Below are 15,949 nucleotides of genomic sequence, written 5' to 3'. Positions count from 1 at the left end.
CTGTAAAGCCGCCAGAGCGTAAATTATTCAATCCGGCGGCCTGCCCTACGGTGCAGCCGCATCAGGCCTGCGGCGGCAAACAAACCCCAATTCCGCCAATGCCGCAGTATCCGTAGGGATTTTTATGCAGATACTGCTGATGATCGTCTTCCGCATAGTAGAACGGCTTCGCCGTCGCGATCTCGGTTGTGATAGTGCGCGGGTCGTTGGCTTCATTCATTGCCGCCTGGAAACGCGCCAGGCTGGCCTTCGCCGCCTCGCTCTGCTCAGGCGTTAGCGGATAAATCGCGGAGCGATACTGCGTTCCGCGGTCGTTACCCTGCTGCATGCCCTGCGCCGGGTCGTGATTTTCCCAGAACACCTGGAGCAGCTGCTCATAGCTGATAACCTGCGGATCGTAGACCACGCGCACGGCTTCAGCATGGCCGGTCTCGCCGCTGCAGACTTCGCGGTAGGTCGGGTTGGGCGTATAGCCGCCGGTGTAGCCGGCGGCGGTGCTATAAACGCCGGGCAGCTGCCAGAACAGGCGTTCAACGCCCCAGAAGCAGCCCATAGCAAACAGAGCGACTTCCATTCCTGCGGGAACGTTGGTCATCGAGTGACCATTGACGGCGTGGAGCGTAGCCACCGGCATCGGCGTGTTGCGTCCCGGCAGCGCGTCCGCTTGGGCGACAAGATGCGTTTTATCAAATAGACTCACGGTGGGCCTCTCAAAACAGAAAATGTGGTTAAGGTTGTAACCAAGCGTGTCTTTGAACACAATAAACGCGCTTAATACGTCTAGATTTAAACATAAGAATTATTTGGGATAACGTCTATTTTTCAACCCTTAGTTGTTAGGGTTTTGTTAAGCCGTGGAGCGGCACTTTCGTTTCCTTCGGGGGGAAACAAGGATATTCAGGAGAAAAAGTGCTACAAATCCGCCAGTTATGTATCGCCAGCGTTTTGCTGGTCAGCGGGGTCGCCAGCGCAGCGAGCGTGCGTTTGCAGGTTGAGGGACTATCCGGGGAACTGGAAAAAAACGTCCGCGCCCAACTCTCTACGATCCAGAGCGATGAAGTCACGCCGGACCGGCGCTTTCGCGCGCGCGTTGATGATGCTATCCGCGAAGGACTGAAAGCGCTGGGCTACTACGAACCCACGATTGATTTTGATTTACGTCCGCCGCCGGCGAGGGGGCGTCAGGTGCTGATCGCCAAAGTCACGCCCGGCGAACCGGTGCGCATTGGCGGCACTGACGTGATTTTACGCGGCGGCGCCCGAACCGATCGCGACTATCTGGATTTGCTAAACACGCGCCCGGCGATCGGCACCGTCCTCAATCACGGTGATTATGACAGTTTTAAAAGCTCTCTGACCCGGGTTGCGCTGCGTAAGGGCTACTTTGACAGCGAGTTTAATAAAAGCCAGCTTGGCGTTTCCCTCGACCGGCATCAGGCCTTCTGGGATATCGACTACAACAGCGGCGAGCGCTACCGCTTTGGCCCGGTCACTTTTGAAGGCTCGCAAATTCGCGACGAATATCTGCAAAACCTGGTGCCGTTTAAGCAGGGCGACTACTACACCTCGCAGGATTTAGCCGAACTTAACCGCCGCCTGGCGGCAACCGGCTGGTTTAGCTCCGTCGTGGTGGCGCCGCAGTTTGACAAGTCCCGCCAGACGAAAGTGCTGCCTTTGCAGGGCGTGGTCTCTCCGCGTAAAGAGAACACCGTGGAAACCGGGGTTGGCTACTCAACCGACGTCGGGCCGCGCGTCAAAGGCACCTGGAGAAAGCCGTGGATGAACTCCTACGGCCACAGCCTCACTTCCAGCCTCAGCCTTTCCGCCCCTGAACAGCAGCTTGATTTCAGCTACAAGGTACCGCTGTTAAAAAGCCCCCTGGAGCAGTACTACCTGATGCAGGGTGGCTTTAAACGTACGGATCTCAACGATACCAAATCTGACTCCACCACCCTGGCCGTTTCGCGCTACTGGGAGATGTCGAGCGGCTGGCAGCGCGCGCTGAACCTGCGCTGGAGTCTTGACCACTTTACCCAAGCCAACGTCACCAACACCACCATGCTGATCTATCCCGGCGTGTCGGTGAACCGTACCCGTTCGCGCGGCGGCCTGATGCCGACCTGGGGCGATTCGCAGCGCTATTCGGTGGACTACTCCAACACCATGTGGGGCTCGGATATTAACTTTATTGTGATGCAGGCGCAGGACGTCTGGATCCGCACCCTTTATGACCGCCACCGCTTCGTGGTGCGCGGCAACCTCGGCTGGATTGAGGCCGATAACTTCAGCAAAGTCCCGCCGGATCTGCGTTTCTTCGCCGGCGGCGACCGCAGCATTCGCGGTTATAAATACAAATCTATCTCGCCAAAAGATGACGACGGCAAACTGATGGGGGCCTCGAAGCTGGCTACCGGCTCGCTGGAGTATCAGTACAACGTGAGCGGCAAGTGGTGGGGCGCGGTGTTCGTCGATAGCGGCGAAGCGGTAAGCGATATCCGCGAAAGCAACTTTAAAACCGGCGCCGGCCTCGGCGTGCGCTGGCAGTCTCCGGTCGGGCCAATCAAGCTGGATATCGCCAGACCGATCGGCGACAAAGAAGAGCACGGTTTACAGTTTTACATCGGTCTGGGGCCTGAATTATGAGTTTATGGAAGAAGATAAGCCTCGGCGTACTGATTTTTCTGCTGCTGCTGCTGGGGACGGTAGGATTCCTGGTGGGGACGACGACCGGTCTGCATCTGGTTATCAAAGCCGCCGATCGCTGGGTCCCGGGGCTGGAAATCGGTAAAGCCACCGGCGGCTGGCGCGATCTGACGCTGGAGAACGTGCGCTTTGAGCAGCCGGGCGTGGCGGTCACCGCCGGCCAGTTCCATCTGGGCGTTAAGCTACGCTGCCTGTGGGACAGCAGCCTGTGCGTCAACGATATCTCTCTGCGCGATATCTATGTGGCGATCGATACCAGCAAGATGCCGCCAGCGGCGCCGGTTGAAGAAGAAGAGAGCGGGCCGCTGAATCTCTCCACGCCTTATCCCGTCACCCTGAGCCGGGTGGCGCTGCATAACGTCAACGTAAAAATTGACGATACCGCCGTCTCGGTGCGCGACTTTTCCACGGGGCTTAACTGGCAGGAGAAAAACCTCACCCTGACGCCGACCTCGCTGCAGGGGTTGCTCATCGCGCTGCCGAAGGTGGCGAAGGTGGCCCAGGAGCAGGTTGTCGAGCCGAAAATTGACAACCCGCAGCCGGAAGAAAAGCCGCTCGGCGAGACGATGAAAGATCTGTTCTCGAAACCGGTGCTGCCGGAAATGACCGATGTCCATCTGCCGTTGAATCTTAATATTCAGGCGTTCCGCGGCGAGCAGCTGCGTCTCACCGGCGATACCGATATAACCATCTACAATCTGCTGCTTAAAGTCAGCAGCATCGATGGGCAGATGAAGCTGGACGCGCTGGACGTGGACTCCGACCAGGGGAAAGTCACGGCTTCCGGTAACGCGCAGCTGCAGGATAACTGGCCGGTCGATATCACCCTCAACGGTACGCTGAATATTGACCCCCTGAAGGGCGAGAAAGTGCAGCTAAAAGTGGGCGGCGAAGTGCGTAAAAAGCTCACGGTCGGCGTCGATCTGAATGGTCCAGTCGCGATGACGCTGCGCGCCGAAACGCAGCTGGCTGAGGCCGGCCTGCCGCTGGATATGGAGGTGAAAAGCAAGCAGCTCTACTGGCCGTTTACCGGCGAGAAAGCGTATCAGGCTGACGATCTTCTGCTGAAATTTAACGGCAAGATGACCGACTACACCCTGGCCTTTAGCACCGCGGTGAAAGGGCAGTCGCTGCCGCCAGCGAAGATTAACCTGAACGCGAAGGGCAACGAGCAGCAGGTGAATCTCGATAAGCTCACCGTCGCCGCCCTCGAAGGGAAAACCGAACTGAAGGCGCTGCTCGACTGGCAGCAGGCGATCAGCTGGCGCGGCGAACTGACGCTTGACGGTATCAACACCGCTAAAGAGGTCCCGGACTGGCCGTCGAAGCTCAACGGTCTGATTAAGACCCAGGGCAGCCTGTACGGCGGCAGCTGGCAGATGTCGGTGCCGGAGCTGAAAATTACCGGTAACGTGAAGCAAAACAAAGTCGATGTAAGCGGATCGCTGCAGGGCAACAGCTATATGCAGTGGAAAATCCCCGGCCTGCATCTGGCTTTAGGCCCTAACAGCGCCGACGTGAAAGGCGAGCTGGGGGTCAAAGACCTAAACCTCGACGCCACCATTGATGCGCCGCATCTCGATAACGCCCTGCCGGGCCTGGGCGGGACGGCGAAAGGGCTGGTGAAGGTTCGTGGCACCGTCGACGCGCCGCAGCTGCTGGCGGATATCACCGCCCGGGCGCTGCGCTGGCAGGAGCTGTCGGTGGCTCAGGTGAACGTGAAGGGTGATGTGAAATCCACCGACCAGATTGGCGGTAACCTTGACGTACGCGTAGACCGTATTAGCCAGCCGGGCGTGAATATCAGCCTGGTGCAGCTCAATGCGAAGGGCAATGAGAAGCAGCACGACCTGCAGCTGCGGGTGCAGGGCGATCCGGTCTCCGGGCAGCTCTCGCTGGCGGGGAACTTTGACCGCAAAGCGGAGCGCTGGAAAGGCACGCTGAGCAATACCCGTTTCCAGACCCCGGTGGGGCCGGTGGCGCTGACGCGTGATATCGCGCTGGATTACCGCAACCTTGAGCAGAAAATCAGCATCGGGCCGCACTGCTGGACTAACCCGAACGCCGAGCTGTGCGTACCGCAGACCATCGACGCCGGCGCGAGCGGGCGCGCGGTGGTGAACCTCAACCGTTTCGATCTCGCGATGCTCAAGCCCTTTATGCCGGAAGCGACCCAGGCCAGCGGCGTGTTTAGCGGTAATGCCGATGTGAGCTGGGACACCACCAAAGAGGGGCTGCCGCAGGGTAAGGTCACCCTGAGCGGGCGTAACGTGAAGGTGACGCAGACGGTCAACGACGCGCCGCTGCCGGTGGCTTTCGATACCCTGAACCTCACGGCCGATCTGCACAATAACCGCGCCCAACTGGGCTGGCTGATTCGCCTGACCAACAATGGCCAGCTGGACGGGCAGGTGCAGGTCACCGATCCCCAGGGCCGACGCAATCTGGGCGGTAACGTCAATATCAGCAACTTCTCGCTGGCGATGATCAACCCTATCTTCTCGCGCGGTGAAAAGGCGGAAGGGAGACTGAACGCGCGTCTGACGCTGGGCGGTAACGTCCAGAGCCCGCAGCTTTTCGGTCAGATGCAGCTGAACGGTGTGGATATTGACGGTAACTTTATGCCGTTTGATATGCAGCCGAGCCAGCTGGCGATGAATTTTACCGGTACCCGTTCGACCCTGCAGGGGACGGTGAACACTCGCCAGGGACAGATTGCGCTCAGCGGCAACGCCGACTGGACGCAGATTGACAACTGGCGCGCGCAGATTGCGGCGAAGGGCAGCCGGGTGCGGATAACCGTGCCGCCGATGGTGCGCCTGGATGTGTCGCCGGACGTGGTCTTTACCGCCACGCCAAGCCTGTTTAACCTGGATGGCAGCGTTGACGTACCCTGGGCACGTATCGTCGTCAACGAAGTGCCGGAAAGCGCCGTTGGGGTCTCATCTGACGAAGTGATGCTGGATAAAAATCTGCAGCCGATTAAGCAGCAGAGCGCCGGTATTCCGATTAACAGCAACCTGACGATTCACGTGGGCAACAACGTTCGTCTCGACGCCTTTGGTCTGAAAGCGCGTCTGACCGGCGATTTGAAAGTGGCGCAGGACAAACAGGGGCTGGGGCTCAACGGGCAGATCAACATCCCGGAAGGGCGTTTCCATGCCTACGGCCAGGATCTGATCGTGCGTAAAGGCGAGCTGCTGTTCTCCGGTCCGCCGGATCAGCCGCTGCTGAATATCGAAGCCATTCGTAATCCGGACGCCACCGAGGACGACGTTATCGCCGGCGTTCGCGTGACCGGCTCGGCCGATCAGCCGAAAGCGGAGATTTTCTCCGATCCGGCGATGTCGCAGCAGGAAGCGCTCTCTTACCTGCTACGCGGGCAGGGTTTAGGCAGCGGACAGAGCGATAGCGCAGCCATGACTTCAATGCTTATTGGTATGGGGGTTGCACAAAGTGGTCAGGTTGTGGGTAAAATCGGCGAGACGTTTGGCGTAAGCAATCTGGCGCTGGATACCGAGGGAGTGGGCGACTCCTCCCAGGTGGTGGTCAGCGGCTATGTACTGCCGGGTCTGCAGGTAAAATATGGGGTAGGGATCTTTGACTCCCTGGCGACGTTGACGTTACGCTATCGCCTGATGCCTAAGCTATATATGGAAGCTGTGTCTGGCGTAGACCAGGCTCTCGATTTGCTCTATCAGTTTGAGTTTTAGCAATGCGAATATTTGTTTACGGCAGTTTACGACGCAAACAAGGCAACAGCCACTGGATGACCAACGCTCAGTGGCTGGGCGATCATAGTGTCAATGATTATCAACTGTACAGCCTGGGCCACTATCCAGGCGCGGTGCCCGGCGATGGCACGGTACATGGTGAGGTCTATCGTATTGACGCATCGACGCTGGCTGAATTGGATGCGCTGCGTACCAAAGGCGGCGAGTATGCTCGTCACCTGATCCAGACGCCCTACGGTAGCGCCTGGATGTATGTCTATCAGCGCCCCGTTGAGGGCTTCACGCTGATAGAAAGCGGCAACTGGTTGGATAAAGACCAGTATTAATAACGATAACGCCACCTTCGGGTGGCGTTGTTTTTTGTGGCGTTGGGTGCTGTTGCCCGGCTAAGGCGTCAGCCGCCGCTCAGGCATGGATCAACGGCCAAAAAAAACACCGCCCGGAGGCGGTGTTTTTGCGAACCTGAGTGCGGCAGAATTACTTCTTAGCGCGCTCGAAGGAAGCCACGATTTCAGCTTTCGCCGCTTCAGCGTTGTCCCAGCCGTCAACCTTAACCCATTTGCCCGCTTCGAGGTCTTTATAGTGCTCGAAGAAGTGGGTGATCTGCGCTTTCAGCAGTTCCGGCAGGTCGCTCACATCTTTGATGTGATCGTACTCTTTGCTCAGCTTGGTGTGCGGTACCGCAACCAGTTTCGCATCTTCACCGGATTCGTCGGTCATTTTCAGCACGCCAACCGGACGGCAGCGGATGACTGAACCTGGCTCCAGCGGGTACGGCGTCGGGACCAGAACGTCAACCGGGTCGCCGTCCAGGGACAGGGTGTGGTTGATGTAGCCGTAGTTGCACGGATAGAACATCGCCGTGGACATGAAACGGTCAACGAACAGTGCACCGCTCTCTTTGTCGACTTCGTATTTGATAGGATCTGCGTTCGCCGGGATCTCGATCACGACGTAGATGTCTTCCGGCAGATCTTTGCCCGCAGGTACGTTGAGTAAGCTCATGTCTGTTTCCTTTAAAATGTATGGCAAACAAGTGCCCGGTATTATAGCCAACTCACATCGAATGTCTTCGCTTCTTTTTCCCCAGAACGGGTGGGTGGAGTCTGAATTTTTCAGCGTAAGACAGCCTGAAAATCCATAAACATAGCCGCATACTGAATAAAATTATGTAACCGTTTTCATTGCATATGCTTGATATCTCAAAGTGTGCAAAATTTCGTCATAAACGGCGAAGCTCGCGCGGCTCGCGAAGCCTCACCGGCTCTCCGCTGGTGAGATGGCCGCTGATTAACATCTAATTAACTTTTTTGAAGTGTGATGTAACGCATTCAGTTACATCTCCGATTGTCTATAGTTTGTCCGCAGGTGAGGCTTTAACCAACAATAACCCTACGAGGATCCTCTTATGTGGAAGCGCTTACTTCTTGTCACAGCAGTTTCCGCAGCTATGTCGTCTATGGTCATGGCTGCCCCTCTTACCGTAGGTTTTTCGCAGGTCGGTTCTGAATCCGGCTGGCGTGCGGCCGAAACTAACGTCGCGAAAGAGGAGGCCGCGAAGCGCGGCATCACTCTGAAGATTGCCGACGCGCAACAAAAACAGGAAAACCAGATTAAAGCCGTACGCTCCTTTATCGCTCAGGGCGTCGATGCCATCTTCATCGCGCCGGTCGTGGCGACCGGCTGGGAGCCGGTACTGAAAGAAGCGAAAGAGGCCAAAATCCCGGTATTCCTGCTCGACCGCTCAATTGATGTTAAAGACAAAGATCTCTACATGACCACCGTTACCGCGAACAACGTGCTGGAAGGCCAGCTGATCGGCGAGTGGCTGGTCAAAACCGTCGACGGTAAGCCGTGTAACGTTGTTGAACTGCAGGGCACCGTGGGGGCCAGCGTGGCGATTGACCGCAAGAAAGGCTTCGCTGAGGCCATTTCTAAAGCCTCTAATATCAAAATTATCCGCTCCCAGTCCGGCGATTTTACCCGCAGCAAGGGCAAAGAAGTCATGGAGAGCTTTATCAAAGCGGAAAACAACGGCAAGAACATCTGCATGGTTTACGCCCATAACGACGACATGGTGATTGGTGCCATTCAGGCGATTAAAGAGGCCGGGCTGAAGCCGGGCAAAGATATCCTCACCGGCTCTATCGACGGCGTGCCGGATATTTATAAAGCGATGATGGCCGGCGAGGCCAATGCCAGCGTCGAGCTGACGCCGAATATGGCCGGTCCGGCGTTCGATGCGCTGGAGAAATACAAAAAAGACGGCACCCTGCCTGAAAAAGTCACCATCACCAAATCGACCCTCTACCTGCCGGATACGGCGAAAGAAGAGTTAGAGAAGAAGAAAAATATGGGCTACTGAGTAGCCGAATGACAGGTTCACCGCCGCCTCCGGGATGTCCCCGGTCGCTAAAGCGCGGCTGATTTCCCTCTCCTCCCATCGGGGAGAGGGCAAAGGTGAGGGGGAGAGCATGAACGGCGAATTACATCAGGAAATCCTTCGTACTGAAGGGCTTAGCAAATTTTTCCCCGGCGTGAAGGCGCTGGATAACGTTAATTTTAGCCTGCGCCGGGGCGAAATCATGGCTCTGTTAGGCGAAAACGGCGCGGGTAAATCCACCCTGATCAAAGCGCTGACCGGCGTCTATCATGCCGATCGCGGGGCCATCTGGCTGGAAGGGCGGGAGATCGCGCCGAAAAATACCGCTCACGCCCAGCAGCTGGGGATCGGCACCGTCTATCAGGAAGTGAACCTGCTGCCTAATATGTCGGTGGCGGACAATCTGTTTATCGGCCGCGAGCCCAGACGCTTTGGCCTGCTGCGGCGTAAAGAGATGGAAAAGCGCGCCACCGCGCTGATGGCGTCCTACGGTTTTTCTCTTGATGTCCGTGAACCGCTGAACCGCTTTTCGGTGGCGATGCAGCAGATTGTCGCGATCTGCCGGGCGATCGACCTGTCAGCAAAAGTGTTAATTCTTGATGAACCGACCGCCAGCCTGGATACCCAGGAGGTGGAGATGCTCTTTACCCTGATGCGCCAGCTGCGCGATAGCGGGGTCAGCCTGATTTTCGTCACCCACTTCCTCGACCAGGTGTATGCCGTCAGCGATCGCATCACCGTGCTGCGTAACGGCGGTTTTGTCGGCTGCCGGGAAACCCGCGAGCTGCCGCAGATTGAACTGGTGAAGATGATGCTGGGCCGTGAGCTGGAGCATAACGCCCTGCAGCGCGCGGGCCGCACCCTGCTGAGCGATAAGCCGGTGGCCGCCTTCGAAGATTTTGGCAAAAAAGGCACCATCGCACCGTTTAGTCTGCAGGTCCGTCCCGGTGAAATCGTCGGCCTGGCGGGGCTGTTAGGCTCGGGACGTACGGAAACGGCGGAGGTGATCTTCGGCATTAAACCCGCCGACAGCGGCAAAGCGTGGATCAAAGGCAAGCCGCAAACCCTGCGCTCGCCGCATCAGGCATCCTGCCTCGGGATCGGCTTCTGTCCGGAAGATCGTAAAACCGACGGCATTATCGCCGCCGCCTCGGTGCGGGAAAATATCGTTCTCGCGCTACAGGCGCAGCGCGGCTGGCTGCGGCCGATTGGTCGGCGCGAACAAAATGAGATTGCTGAACGTTTCATTCGTCAACTGGGTATTCGTACCCCCAGCGCTGAACAGCCGATCGAATTTCTCTCCGGCGGTAATCAGCAGAAGGTGCTGCTCTCCCGGTGGCTGCTGACGAAGCCGCAGTTCTTGATCCTTGATGAACCGACTCGCGGTATTGACGTTGGCGCCCACGCCGAAATCATCCGCCTGATTGAAACCCTGTGCGCCGATGGTCTGGCGCTGCTGGTCATTTCTTCAGAGCTGGAAGAGCTGGTGGGTTACGCCGATCGGGTGATTATCATGCGCGATCGCCAGCAGGTGGCGGAGCTGGCTCTGAGCGAGCTCTCCGTGCCGGCGATCATGAACGCTATTGCGGCATAAGGAGTAACCGATGATGCCTCAATCTGTTCCGAAAACCGGCCAGCCGAAACGGCGCTTTAACTGGCCAAAAGGGATGCCGCAAATTATTGCGCTGCTGCTGGTGCTGGTCGTTGACAGCCTGGTCGCCCCGCATTTCTACCAGATCGTGCTCCAGGACGGGCGACTGTTCGGCAGCCCGATAGATATTTTGAACCGCGCCGCGCCGGTGGCGCTGCTGGCGATTGGCATGACGCTGGTTATCGCCACCGGCGGGATTGATCTCTCCGTCGGGGCGGTGATGGCGATTGCCGGCGCAACGGCGGCGTCAATGACCGTGGCGGGGCACAGCCTGACAGTTGTGCTGCTCGCATCGCTGGGGGCCGGCGCGCTGGCCGGTCTGTGGAACGGCATTCTGGTGGCGGTGCTGAAGATCCAGCCATTCGTCGCCACGCTGATCCTGATGGTCGCCGGACGCGGCGTGGCGCAGCTGATCACCTCCGGGCAGATCGTGACCTTTGACTCTCCGCATCTGGCGTGGCTCGGCAGCGGATCGCTACTGCTGTTCCCGACGCCGGTGATTATCGCTATCGTGACGCTGGTGCTGTTCTGGCTGTTTACCCGCAAAACCGCGCTGGGGATGTTTATCGAAGCGGTGGGGATTAACATTCGCGCGGCAAAAAACGCCGGGGTAAATACCCGCATCGTCGTGATGTTGGCCTACGTGCTGAGCGGCGTTTGCGCGGCGATTGCCGGCATTATCGTTGCGGCGGATATTCGCGGCGCGGATGCCAATAATGCCGGGCTATGGCTGGAGCTGGACGCCATCCTGGCGGTGGTTATCGGCGGCGGCTCGCTGATGGGCGGGCGCTTTAACCTGCTGCTCTCGGTCGTCGGGGCGCTGATTATCCAGGGGATGAATACCGGGATCCTGCTGTCCGGGTTCCCGCCGGAGCTTAATCAGGTAGTCAAAGCGGTGGTGGTGCTGTGCGTACTGATCGTCCAGTCGCCGCGCTTTATCAGCATACTGAAGGGGATGCGCGGCCATGATAAAACGTAATTTACCGTTAATGATTACCCTCGCGGTCTTCGTACTGGGATACCTTTACTGCCTGACCCAGTTTCCCGGCTTTGCCTCGACGCGGGTGATCTGCAATATCCTGACCGACAATGCCTTTCTTGGGATTATCGCCGTCGGCATGACCTTCGTGATCCTCTCCGGCGGGATCGATCTGTCGGTCGGGTCGGTGATCGCCTTTACCGGCGTATTTCTCGCTAAAGCGATCGGTTTCTGGGGGATTTCGCCGCTGGTGGCGTTTCCGCTGGTGCTGGTGATGGGCTGCGCCTTTGGCGCGTTTATGGGCCTGCTTATTGATGCGCTGAAGATCCCGGCGTTTATCATCACCCTCGCCGGGATGTTTTTCCTGCGCGGCGTCAGCTACCTGGTCTCGGAAGAGTCGATTCCCATTAATCATCCGGTGTATGACGCGCTGTCAGGACTGGCATGGACCATCCCCGGCGGCGGCCGTCTGAGCGCGATGGGGCTGTTGATGCTGCTGGTGGTGATCGGCGGAATTTTTATGGCCCACCGCACCCGCTTTGGCAATCAGGTTTATGCCATCGGCGGTAATGCGACTTCGGCGAACCTAATGGGGATTTCCACGCGGAGCACGACGATCCGTATTTATATGCTCTCTACCGGGCTGGCGACGCTGGCGGGGATCGTTTTCTCCATCTATACCCAGGCGGGCTATGCGCTGGCGGGCGTTGGCGTTGAACTGGACGCGATTGCATCGGTGGTTATCGGCGGTACGCTGTTAAGCGGTGGGGTGGGGACGGTTCTCGGCACGCTGTTTGGCGTCGCCATTCAGGGGCTGATTCAAACCTACATCAACTTCGACGGTACGCTGAGTTCATGGTGGACCAAGATCGCTATCGGTATCCTGCTGTTCATCTTTATCGCGCTGCAGCGCGGCCTGACGGTACTGTGGGAGAATCGGCAAAGTTCGCCGGTGACAAGGGTGGGGCACTGACGGAAGGATTTCCCCTCCCGTAAGGCGGGAGGGGAAGAGGCGGGTTACGCGTCCGGGAACTCTTTAATAAAGTTTTCGACGTCTTCAACCATATGGTTGTTGCCGACGAAGAAAGAGCGGCGCTGATGCAGACTTTCCGGGATGATATCCAGAATACGCTCTTTACCATCGCTGGCCTTACCGCCCGCCTGTTCCGCAAGGAACGCCATCGGGTTGCATTCGTACAGCAGGCGCAGTTTACCGTCCGGGTGGCTGGCGGTGCTCGGATAGAGATAGATGCCGCCTTTAAGCAGGTTGCGGTGGAAATCCGCCACCAGAGAGCCGATGTAGCGTGAGGTATACGGGCGCTGGGTCTCTTTATCTTCTTCCTGGCAGTGCTTAATGTACTTCTTCACACCCATCGGGAACTTAATGTAGTTACCTTCGTTAATCGAGTAGGTGTTGCCTTTTTCCGGGAAGCGCATGCGCTCCTGGCACAGGCAGAAGACGCCAAGGGAAGGGTCATAGGTAAAGGCGTGGACGCCGCAGCCGGTGGTGTAAACCAGCATCGTCGAGGAGCCGTAAACCACATAGCCCGCGGCGACCTGTCGGTTGCCCGGTTGCAGGAAATCTTCTTCGGTAACGGGGGTGCCCACCGGCGTGACGCGGCGGTAAATAGAGAAGATCGTGCCAACAGAGACGTTAACGTCGATGTTAGAAGATCCATCCAGCGGGTCCATCAGCACCACGTATTTGGCGTGTTCGCATCCTTCAAAGACGACGATCTCATCTTCTTCTTCAGAGGCGATCCCGGCAACAATATCGCGTGCTCGCAGTGCGGCTTTCAACTTTTCATTGGCAAACAGGTCGAGTTTTTGCTGAACCTCGCCCTGAACGTTTTCAGCACCGCTGGCACCCAGGATATCGACCAGTCCGGCCTTGTTGATATCGCGGTGGATGATCTTGGCGCCTAACTTTATCGCCGACAACAAAGCAGTAAGCTCGCCGGTTGCGTGAGAGAACTCGTGCTGCTTTTCGACAATAAATTCACCTAACGTTTTCATAACCCGTTCCCTGCATGTTTATGTGAAGTAAAACGAACATAACAATCTTAACAAAGAATAAAAAAAGTTCGCACTGGTGAATCGCGCCAGCAAAATACGGATTCGCCTGAAATGCATTTCTTTCCCCCCCAACATCCCGGTAAACTGTGCTTCAGATAAGAGAAGGAAATGACGAATGCGCATTCATATTTTAGGAATCTGTGGCACGTTTATGGGGGGGCTGGCGATGCTGGCGCGTTCCCTCGGTCATGAGGTAACGGGGTCGGATGCGAACGTCTATCCGCCAATGAGTACCCTGCTGGAAAACCAGGGAATTGAGTTAATTCAAGGATATGATGCCAGCCAGCTGGATCCGCAGCCGGACCTGGTGATCATCGGTAACGCAATGACGCGCGGAAACCCGTGCGTGGAAGCGGTGCTGGAAAATAATATCCCTTACATGTCCGGTCCCCAGTGGCTGCACGATTTCGTGCTGCGCGATCGCTGGGTGCTGGCGGTTGCCGGAACGCACGGGAAAACCACCACTGCCGGCATGGCGACCTGGATCCTCGAAGCCTGCGGCTACAAGCCGGGCTTTGTTATCGGCGGCGTTCCGGGCAACTTCGATGCTTCCGCGCGCCTCGGCGACAGCCCGTTCTTCGTGATTGAAGCCGATGAATACGACTGCGCTTTCTTCGATAAACGTTCCAAATTTGTTCATTACTGCCCGCGCACGTTGATTCTCAATAACCTTGAATTCGACCACGCGGACATCTTTGACGATCTAAAAGCTATCCAGAAGCAATTTCATCATCTGGTGCGTATTGTGCCGGGCAAAGGCAAGATTATCCTGCCGGAGAACGACATCAATTTGAAGCAGACGATGGCGATGGGCTGCTGGAGCGAGCAGGAGCTGGTTGGCGAACAGGGGCACTGGCAGGCGAAAAAGCTCACCACCGATGCTTCCTCCTGGGAAGTGTGGCTGGACGGCGAGAAAGTCGGCGAAGTGAAGTGGGCGCTGGTCGGCGAGCATAATATGCATAACGGCCTGATGGCCATCGCCGCCGCCCGGCATGTCGGCGTGCTGCCTGCCGATGCGGCCAACGCGCTGGGCAGCTTTATCAACGCCCGCCGCCGTCTGGAGCTGCGCGGCGAAGCCAACGGCGTGACCGTATACGATGATTTCGCCCACCACCCGACGGCGATTCTGGCGACCCTGCAGGCGCTACGCGGCAAAGTTGGCGGTACCGCGCGTATTCTTGCCGTGCTTGAACCCCGTTCTAACACCATGAAAATGGGCATTTGCAAAGACGACCTGGCGCCGTCTCTCGGTCGCGCGGACGAGGTCTTCCTGCTGCAGCCGCAGCATATCCCGTGGCAGGTTGCTGAAGTGGCTGATGCTTGCGTACAGCCTGCGCACTGGAGCGCCGATGTCGATGCGCTGGTGGATATGATTGTTAAAACCGCCCATCCTGGCGACCACATTCTGGTGATGAGCAACGGTGGATTTGGCGGCATTCATCAGAAGCTGCTCGATAAGCTGGCGAAAAAAGCCGAGGCGGCCGAGTAGGCTATTCTCCTCGTTTATCCGCCCTCCGCGTGAGGGCGGATAGTTTTTGTAGCCAGGAGGGTTCATGTTGAATTCAGAAAGAGTGACCTCTACCGATTCCTCGCATTTTCCCGCGCTTGACGCGCTGTACGGCAGGGCCTTCCCGTGGCACGAGCAGCGTGAAGCCGAAGCTAAGCAGCAGGCGCTTGATAATCCGCATTATGAACTGGAAGCCTGGTTCGATGATGGCCAGTTTATTGGCCTGAGCGGCTGCTGGCGGTTTGCTGACTATCGCTACGTTGAACATCTGGCCATCGACGATACCTTGCGATCGCGCGGCTACGGCAAGCGGCTGTTAGCTGAAATACTTCAGCGCGCGCCGCTGACCGTTCTGGAAATCGATCCGCTGACCAGCGAAGTTGCCCATAAGCGCCTGCGCTTTTATGAAACCATGGGATTTTGCGCGAATCCCTGGGCGCATCGCCATCCGACCTATCATCAGGGCATCGCCGATCATGAACTGATCGTGTTGAGCTATCCGCAGCCGATTAATGAGGCGCAGTACCAGCGCTTTGCGCAGGATTTGCGTTTGGTGGTCATGGAGCAGGCTGGCGCGGTTAAGGTTTTGTAGCCCGGACAAGGCGCGTCAAGCGCCGCCTCCGGGAAGCAGCGCGCAATGTCATCTCCGCTTTTTTCCCGGCTCGCGCTGCGCTTAGCCGGGCTACGGGTTTACCGTCGTCTGCGGGACGGTAGCCCGGACAAGGCGCGTCAAGCGCCGCCTCCGGGAAGCAGCGCGCAATGTCATCTCCGCTTTTTTCCCCGGCTCGCGCTGCGCTTAGCCGGGCTACGGGTTCAGCGCTGTCTGCGGGCCGGTAGTCCGGACAAGGCGCGTCAAGCGCCGCCTCCGGGAAGCAGCGCGCAATGTCATCTCCGCTTTTTTCCCGGCTCGCGCTGC

The 15,949-nt window shown here is 57.7% G+C and carries 13 protein-coding genes; 10 read left to right on the top strand and 3 right to left on the bottom strand.

Translation table 11 applies throughout. The features are described from left to right. Positions 1-61 precede the first annotated feature (61 nt). Positions 62-700, bottom strand: coding sequence for a peptide-methionine (S)-S-oxide reductase MsrA (gene msrA / locus ACESQ2_RS22900; RefSeq protein WP_014227641.1), 639 nt, complete (start codon positions 698-700; stop codon positions 62-64). Positions 701-909: 209 nt separating this feature from the next. Between msrA and tamA the strand changes: the two genes are divergently transcribed. Genes tamA through ACESQ2_RS22885 form a run of 3 tightly spaced genes read left to right on the top strand, consistent with a single transcriptional unit; the run spans position 910 to position 6,763 of the window. After that, complete coding sequence (gene tamA / locus ACESQ2_RS22895) at positions 910-2,643, top strand: autotransporter assembly complex protein TamA (protein WP_014227642.1); 1,734 nt, start codon at positions 910-912, stop codon at positions 2,641-2,643. Then, complete coding sequence (tamB, locus tag ACESQ2_RS22890) at positions 2,640-6,416, top strand: autotransporter assembly complex protein TamB (protein ID WP_373171344.1); 3,777 nt, start codon at positions 2,640-2,642, stop codon at positions 6,414-6,416. Before tamA ends, tamB begins: the two co-directional genes overlap by 4 nt. Before the next feature lie 2 nt (positions 6,417-6,418). Beyond that, complete coding sequence (locus ACESQ2_RS22885; RefSeq protein ID WP_004098039.1) at positions 6,419-6,763, top strand: gamma-glutamylcyclotransferase; 345 nt, start codon at positions 6,419-6,421, stop codon at positions 6,761-6,763. 151 nt (positions 6,764-6,914) lie between these two features. Here ACESQ2_RS22885 and ppa read toward each other — a convergent pair whose 3' ends face one another. Then, the gene (gene ppa / locus ACESQ2_RS22880) at positions 6,915-7,442 is read right to left on the bottom strand and encodes an inorganic diphosphatase (RefSeq protein ID WP_038636623.1); all 528 of its coding nucleotides are present in this window, start codon (positions 7,440-7,442) and stop codon (positions 6,915-6,917) included. A gap of 403 nt (positions 7,443-7,845) precedes the next feature. On the opposite strand from ppa, the gene ytfQ reads away from it, so the two are divergent. The 4 genes from ytfQ to yjfF all read left to right on the top strand — a co-directional run bounded on the left by ytfQ (position 7,846) and on the right by yjfF (position 12,423). Further along, positions 7,846-8,802 carry a galactofuranose ABC transporter, galactofuranose-binding protein YtfQ gene (gene ytfQ / locus ACESQ2_RS22875; RefSeq protein ID WP_004098043.1) on the top strand — a complete coding sequence of 319 codons (957 nt, stop codon included), beginning with the start codon at positions 7,846-7,848 and terminating at the stop codon, positions 8,800-8,802. Between the two features lie 109 nt (positions 8,803-8,911). Further along, positions 8,912-10,414, top strand: a complete 1,503-nt coding sequence (ytfR, locus tag ACESQ2_RS22870; RefSeq protein ID WP_014837206.1) for a galactofuranose ABC transporter, ATP-binding protein YtfR — start codon at positions 8,912-8,914, stop codon at positions 10,412-10,414. A gap of 10 nt (positions 10,415-10,424) precedes the next feature. Continuing rightward, the gene (gene ytfT / locus ACESQ2_RS22865) at positions 10,425-11,450 is read left to right on the top strand and encodes a galactofuranose ABC transporter, ATP-binding protein YtfT (RefSeq protein ID WP_014227645.1); all 1,026 of its coding nucleotides are present in this window, start codon (positions 10,425-10,427) and stop codon (positions 11,448-11,450) included. Next, positions 11,437-12,423: a galactofuranose ABC transporter, permease protein YjfF gene (yjfF, locus tag ACESQ2_RS22860; RefSeq protein ID WP_004098052.1), complete on the top strand. Its 987-nt coding sequence runs from the start codon at positions 11,437-11,439 to the stop codon at positions 12,421-12,423. Before ytfT ends, yjfF begins: the two co-directional genes overlap by 14 nt. Before the next feature lie 44 nt (positions 12,424-12,467). On the opposite strand, the gene fbp is transcribed toward yjfF, so the two are convergent. Further along, entirely contained in the window at positions 12,468-13,466 is a 999-nt protein-coding gene (gene fbp, locus ACESQ2_RS22855) for a class 1 fructose-bisphosphatase (protein ID WP_004098053.1), read from the bottom strand. Positions 13,467-13,641: 175 nt separating this feature from the next. Between fbp and mpl the strand changes: the two genes are divergently transcribed. The 3 genes from mpl to ACESQ2_RS22840 form a co-directional block, all read left to right on the top strand. Beyond that, positions 13,642-15,015: a UDP-N-acetylmuramate:L-alanyl-gamma-D-glutamyl-meso-diaminopimelate ligase gene (gene mpl / locus ACESQ2_RS22850; protein WP_373171342.1), complete on the top strand. Its 1,374-nt coding sequence runs from the start codon at positions 13,642-13,644 to the stop codon at positions 15,013-15,015. A 64-nt stretch (positions 15,016-15,079) separates the two neighbouring features. Beyond that, positions 15,080-15,625: a GNAT family N-acetyltransferase gene (locus ACESQ2_RS22845; RefSeq protein ID WP_196545611.1), complete on the top strand. Its 546-nt coding sequence runs from the start codon at positions 15,080-15,082 to the stop codon at positions 15,623-15,625. Between the two features lie 45 nt (positions 15,626-15,670). Continuing rightward, positions 15,671-15,949, top strand: a 279-nt coding sequence (locus ACESQ2_RS22840; RefSeq protein WP_373171340.1) for a hypothetical protein, incomplete at its 3' end; no start/stop codon positions are given.

Source organism: Klebsiella sp. Q11 (assembly GCF_964241505.1).
Classification (GTDB): Bacteria; Pseudomonadota; Gammaproteobacteria; order Enterobacterales; family Enterobacteriaceae; genus Klebsiella; species Klebsiella michiganensis.
Note: the sequence above shows the minus strand (reverse complement) of the source record. Positions and strands in the feature narration are given on the sequence as shown.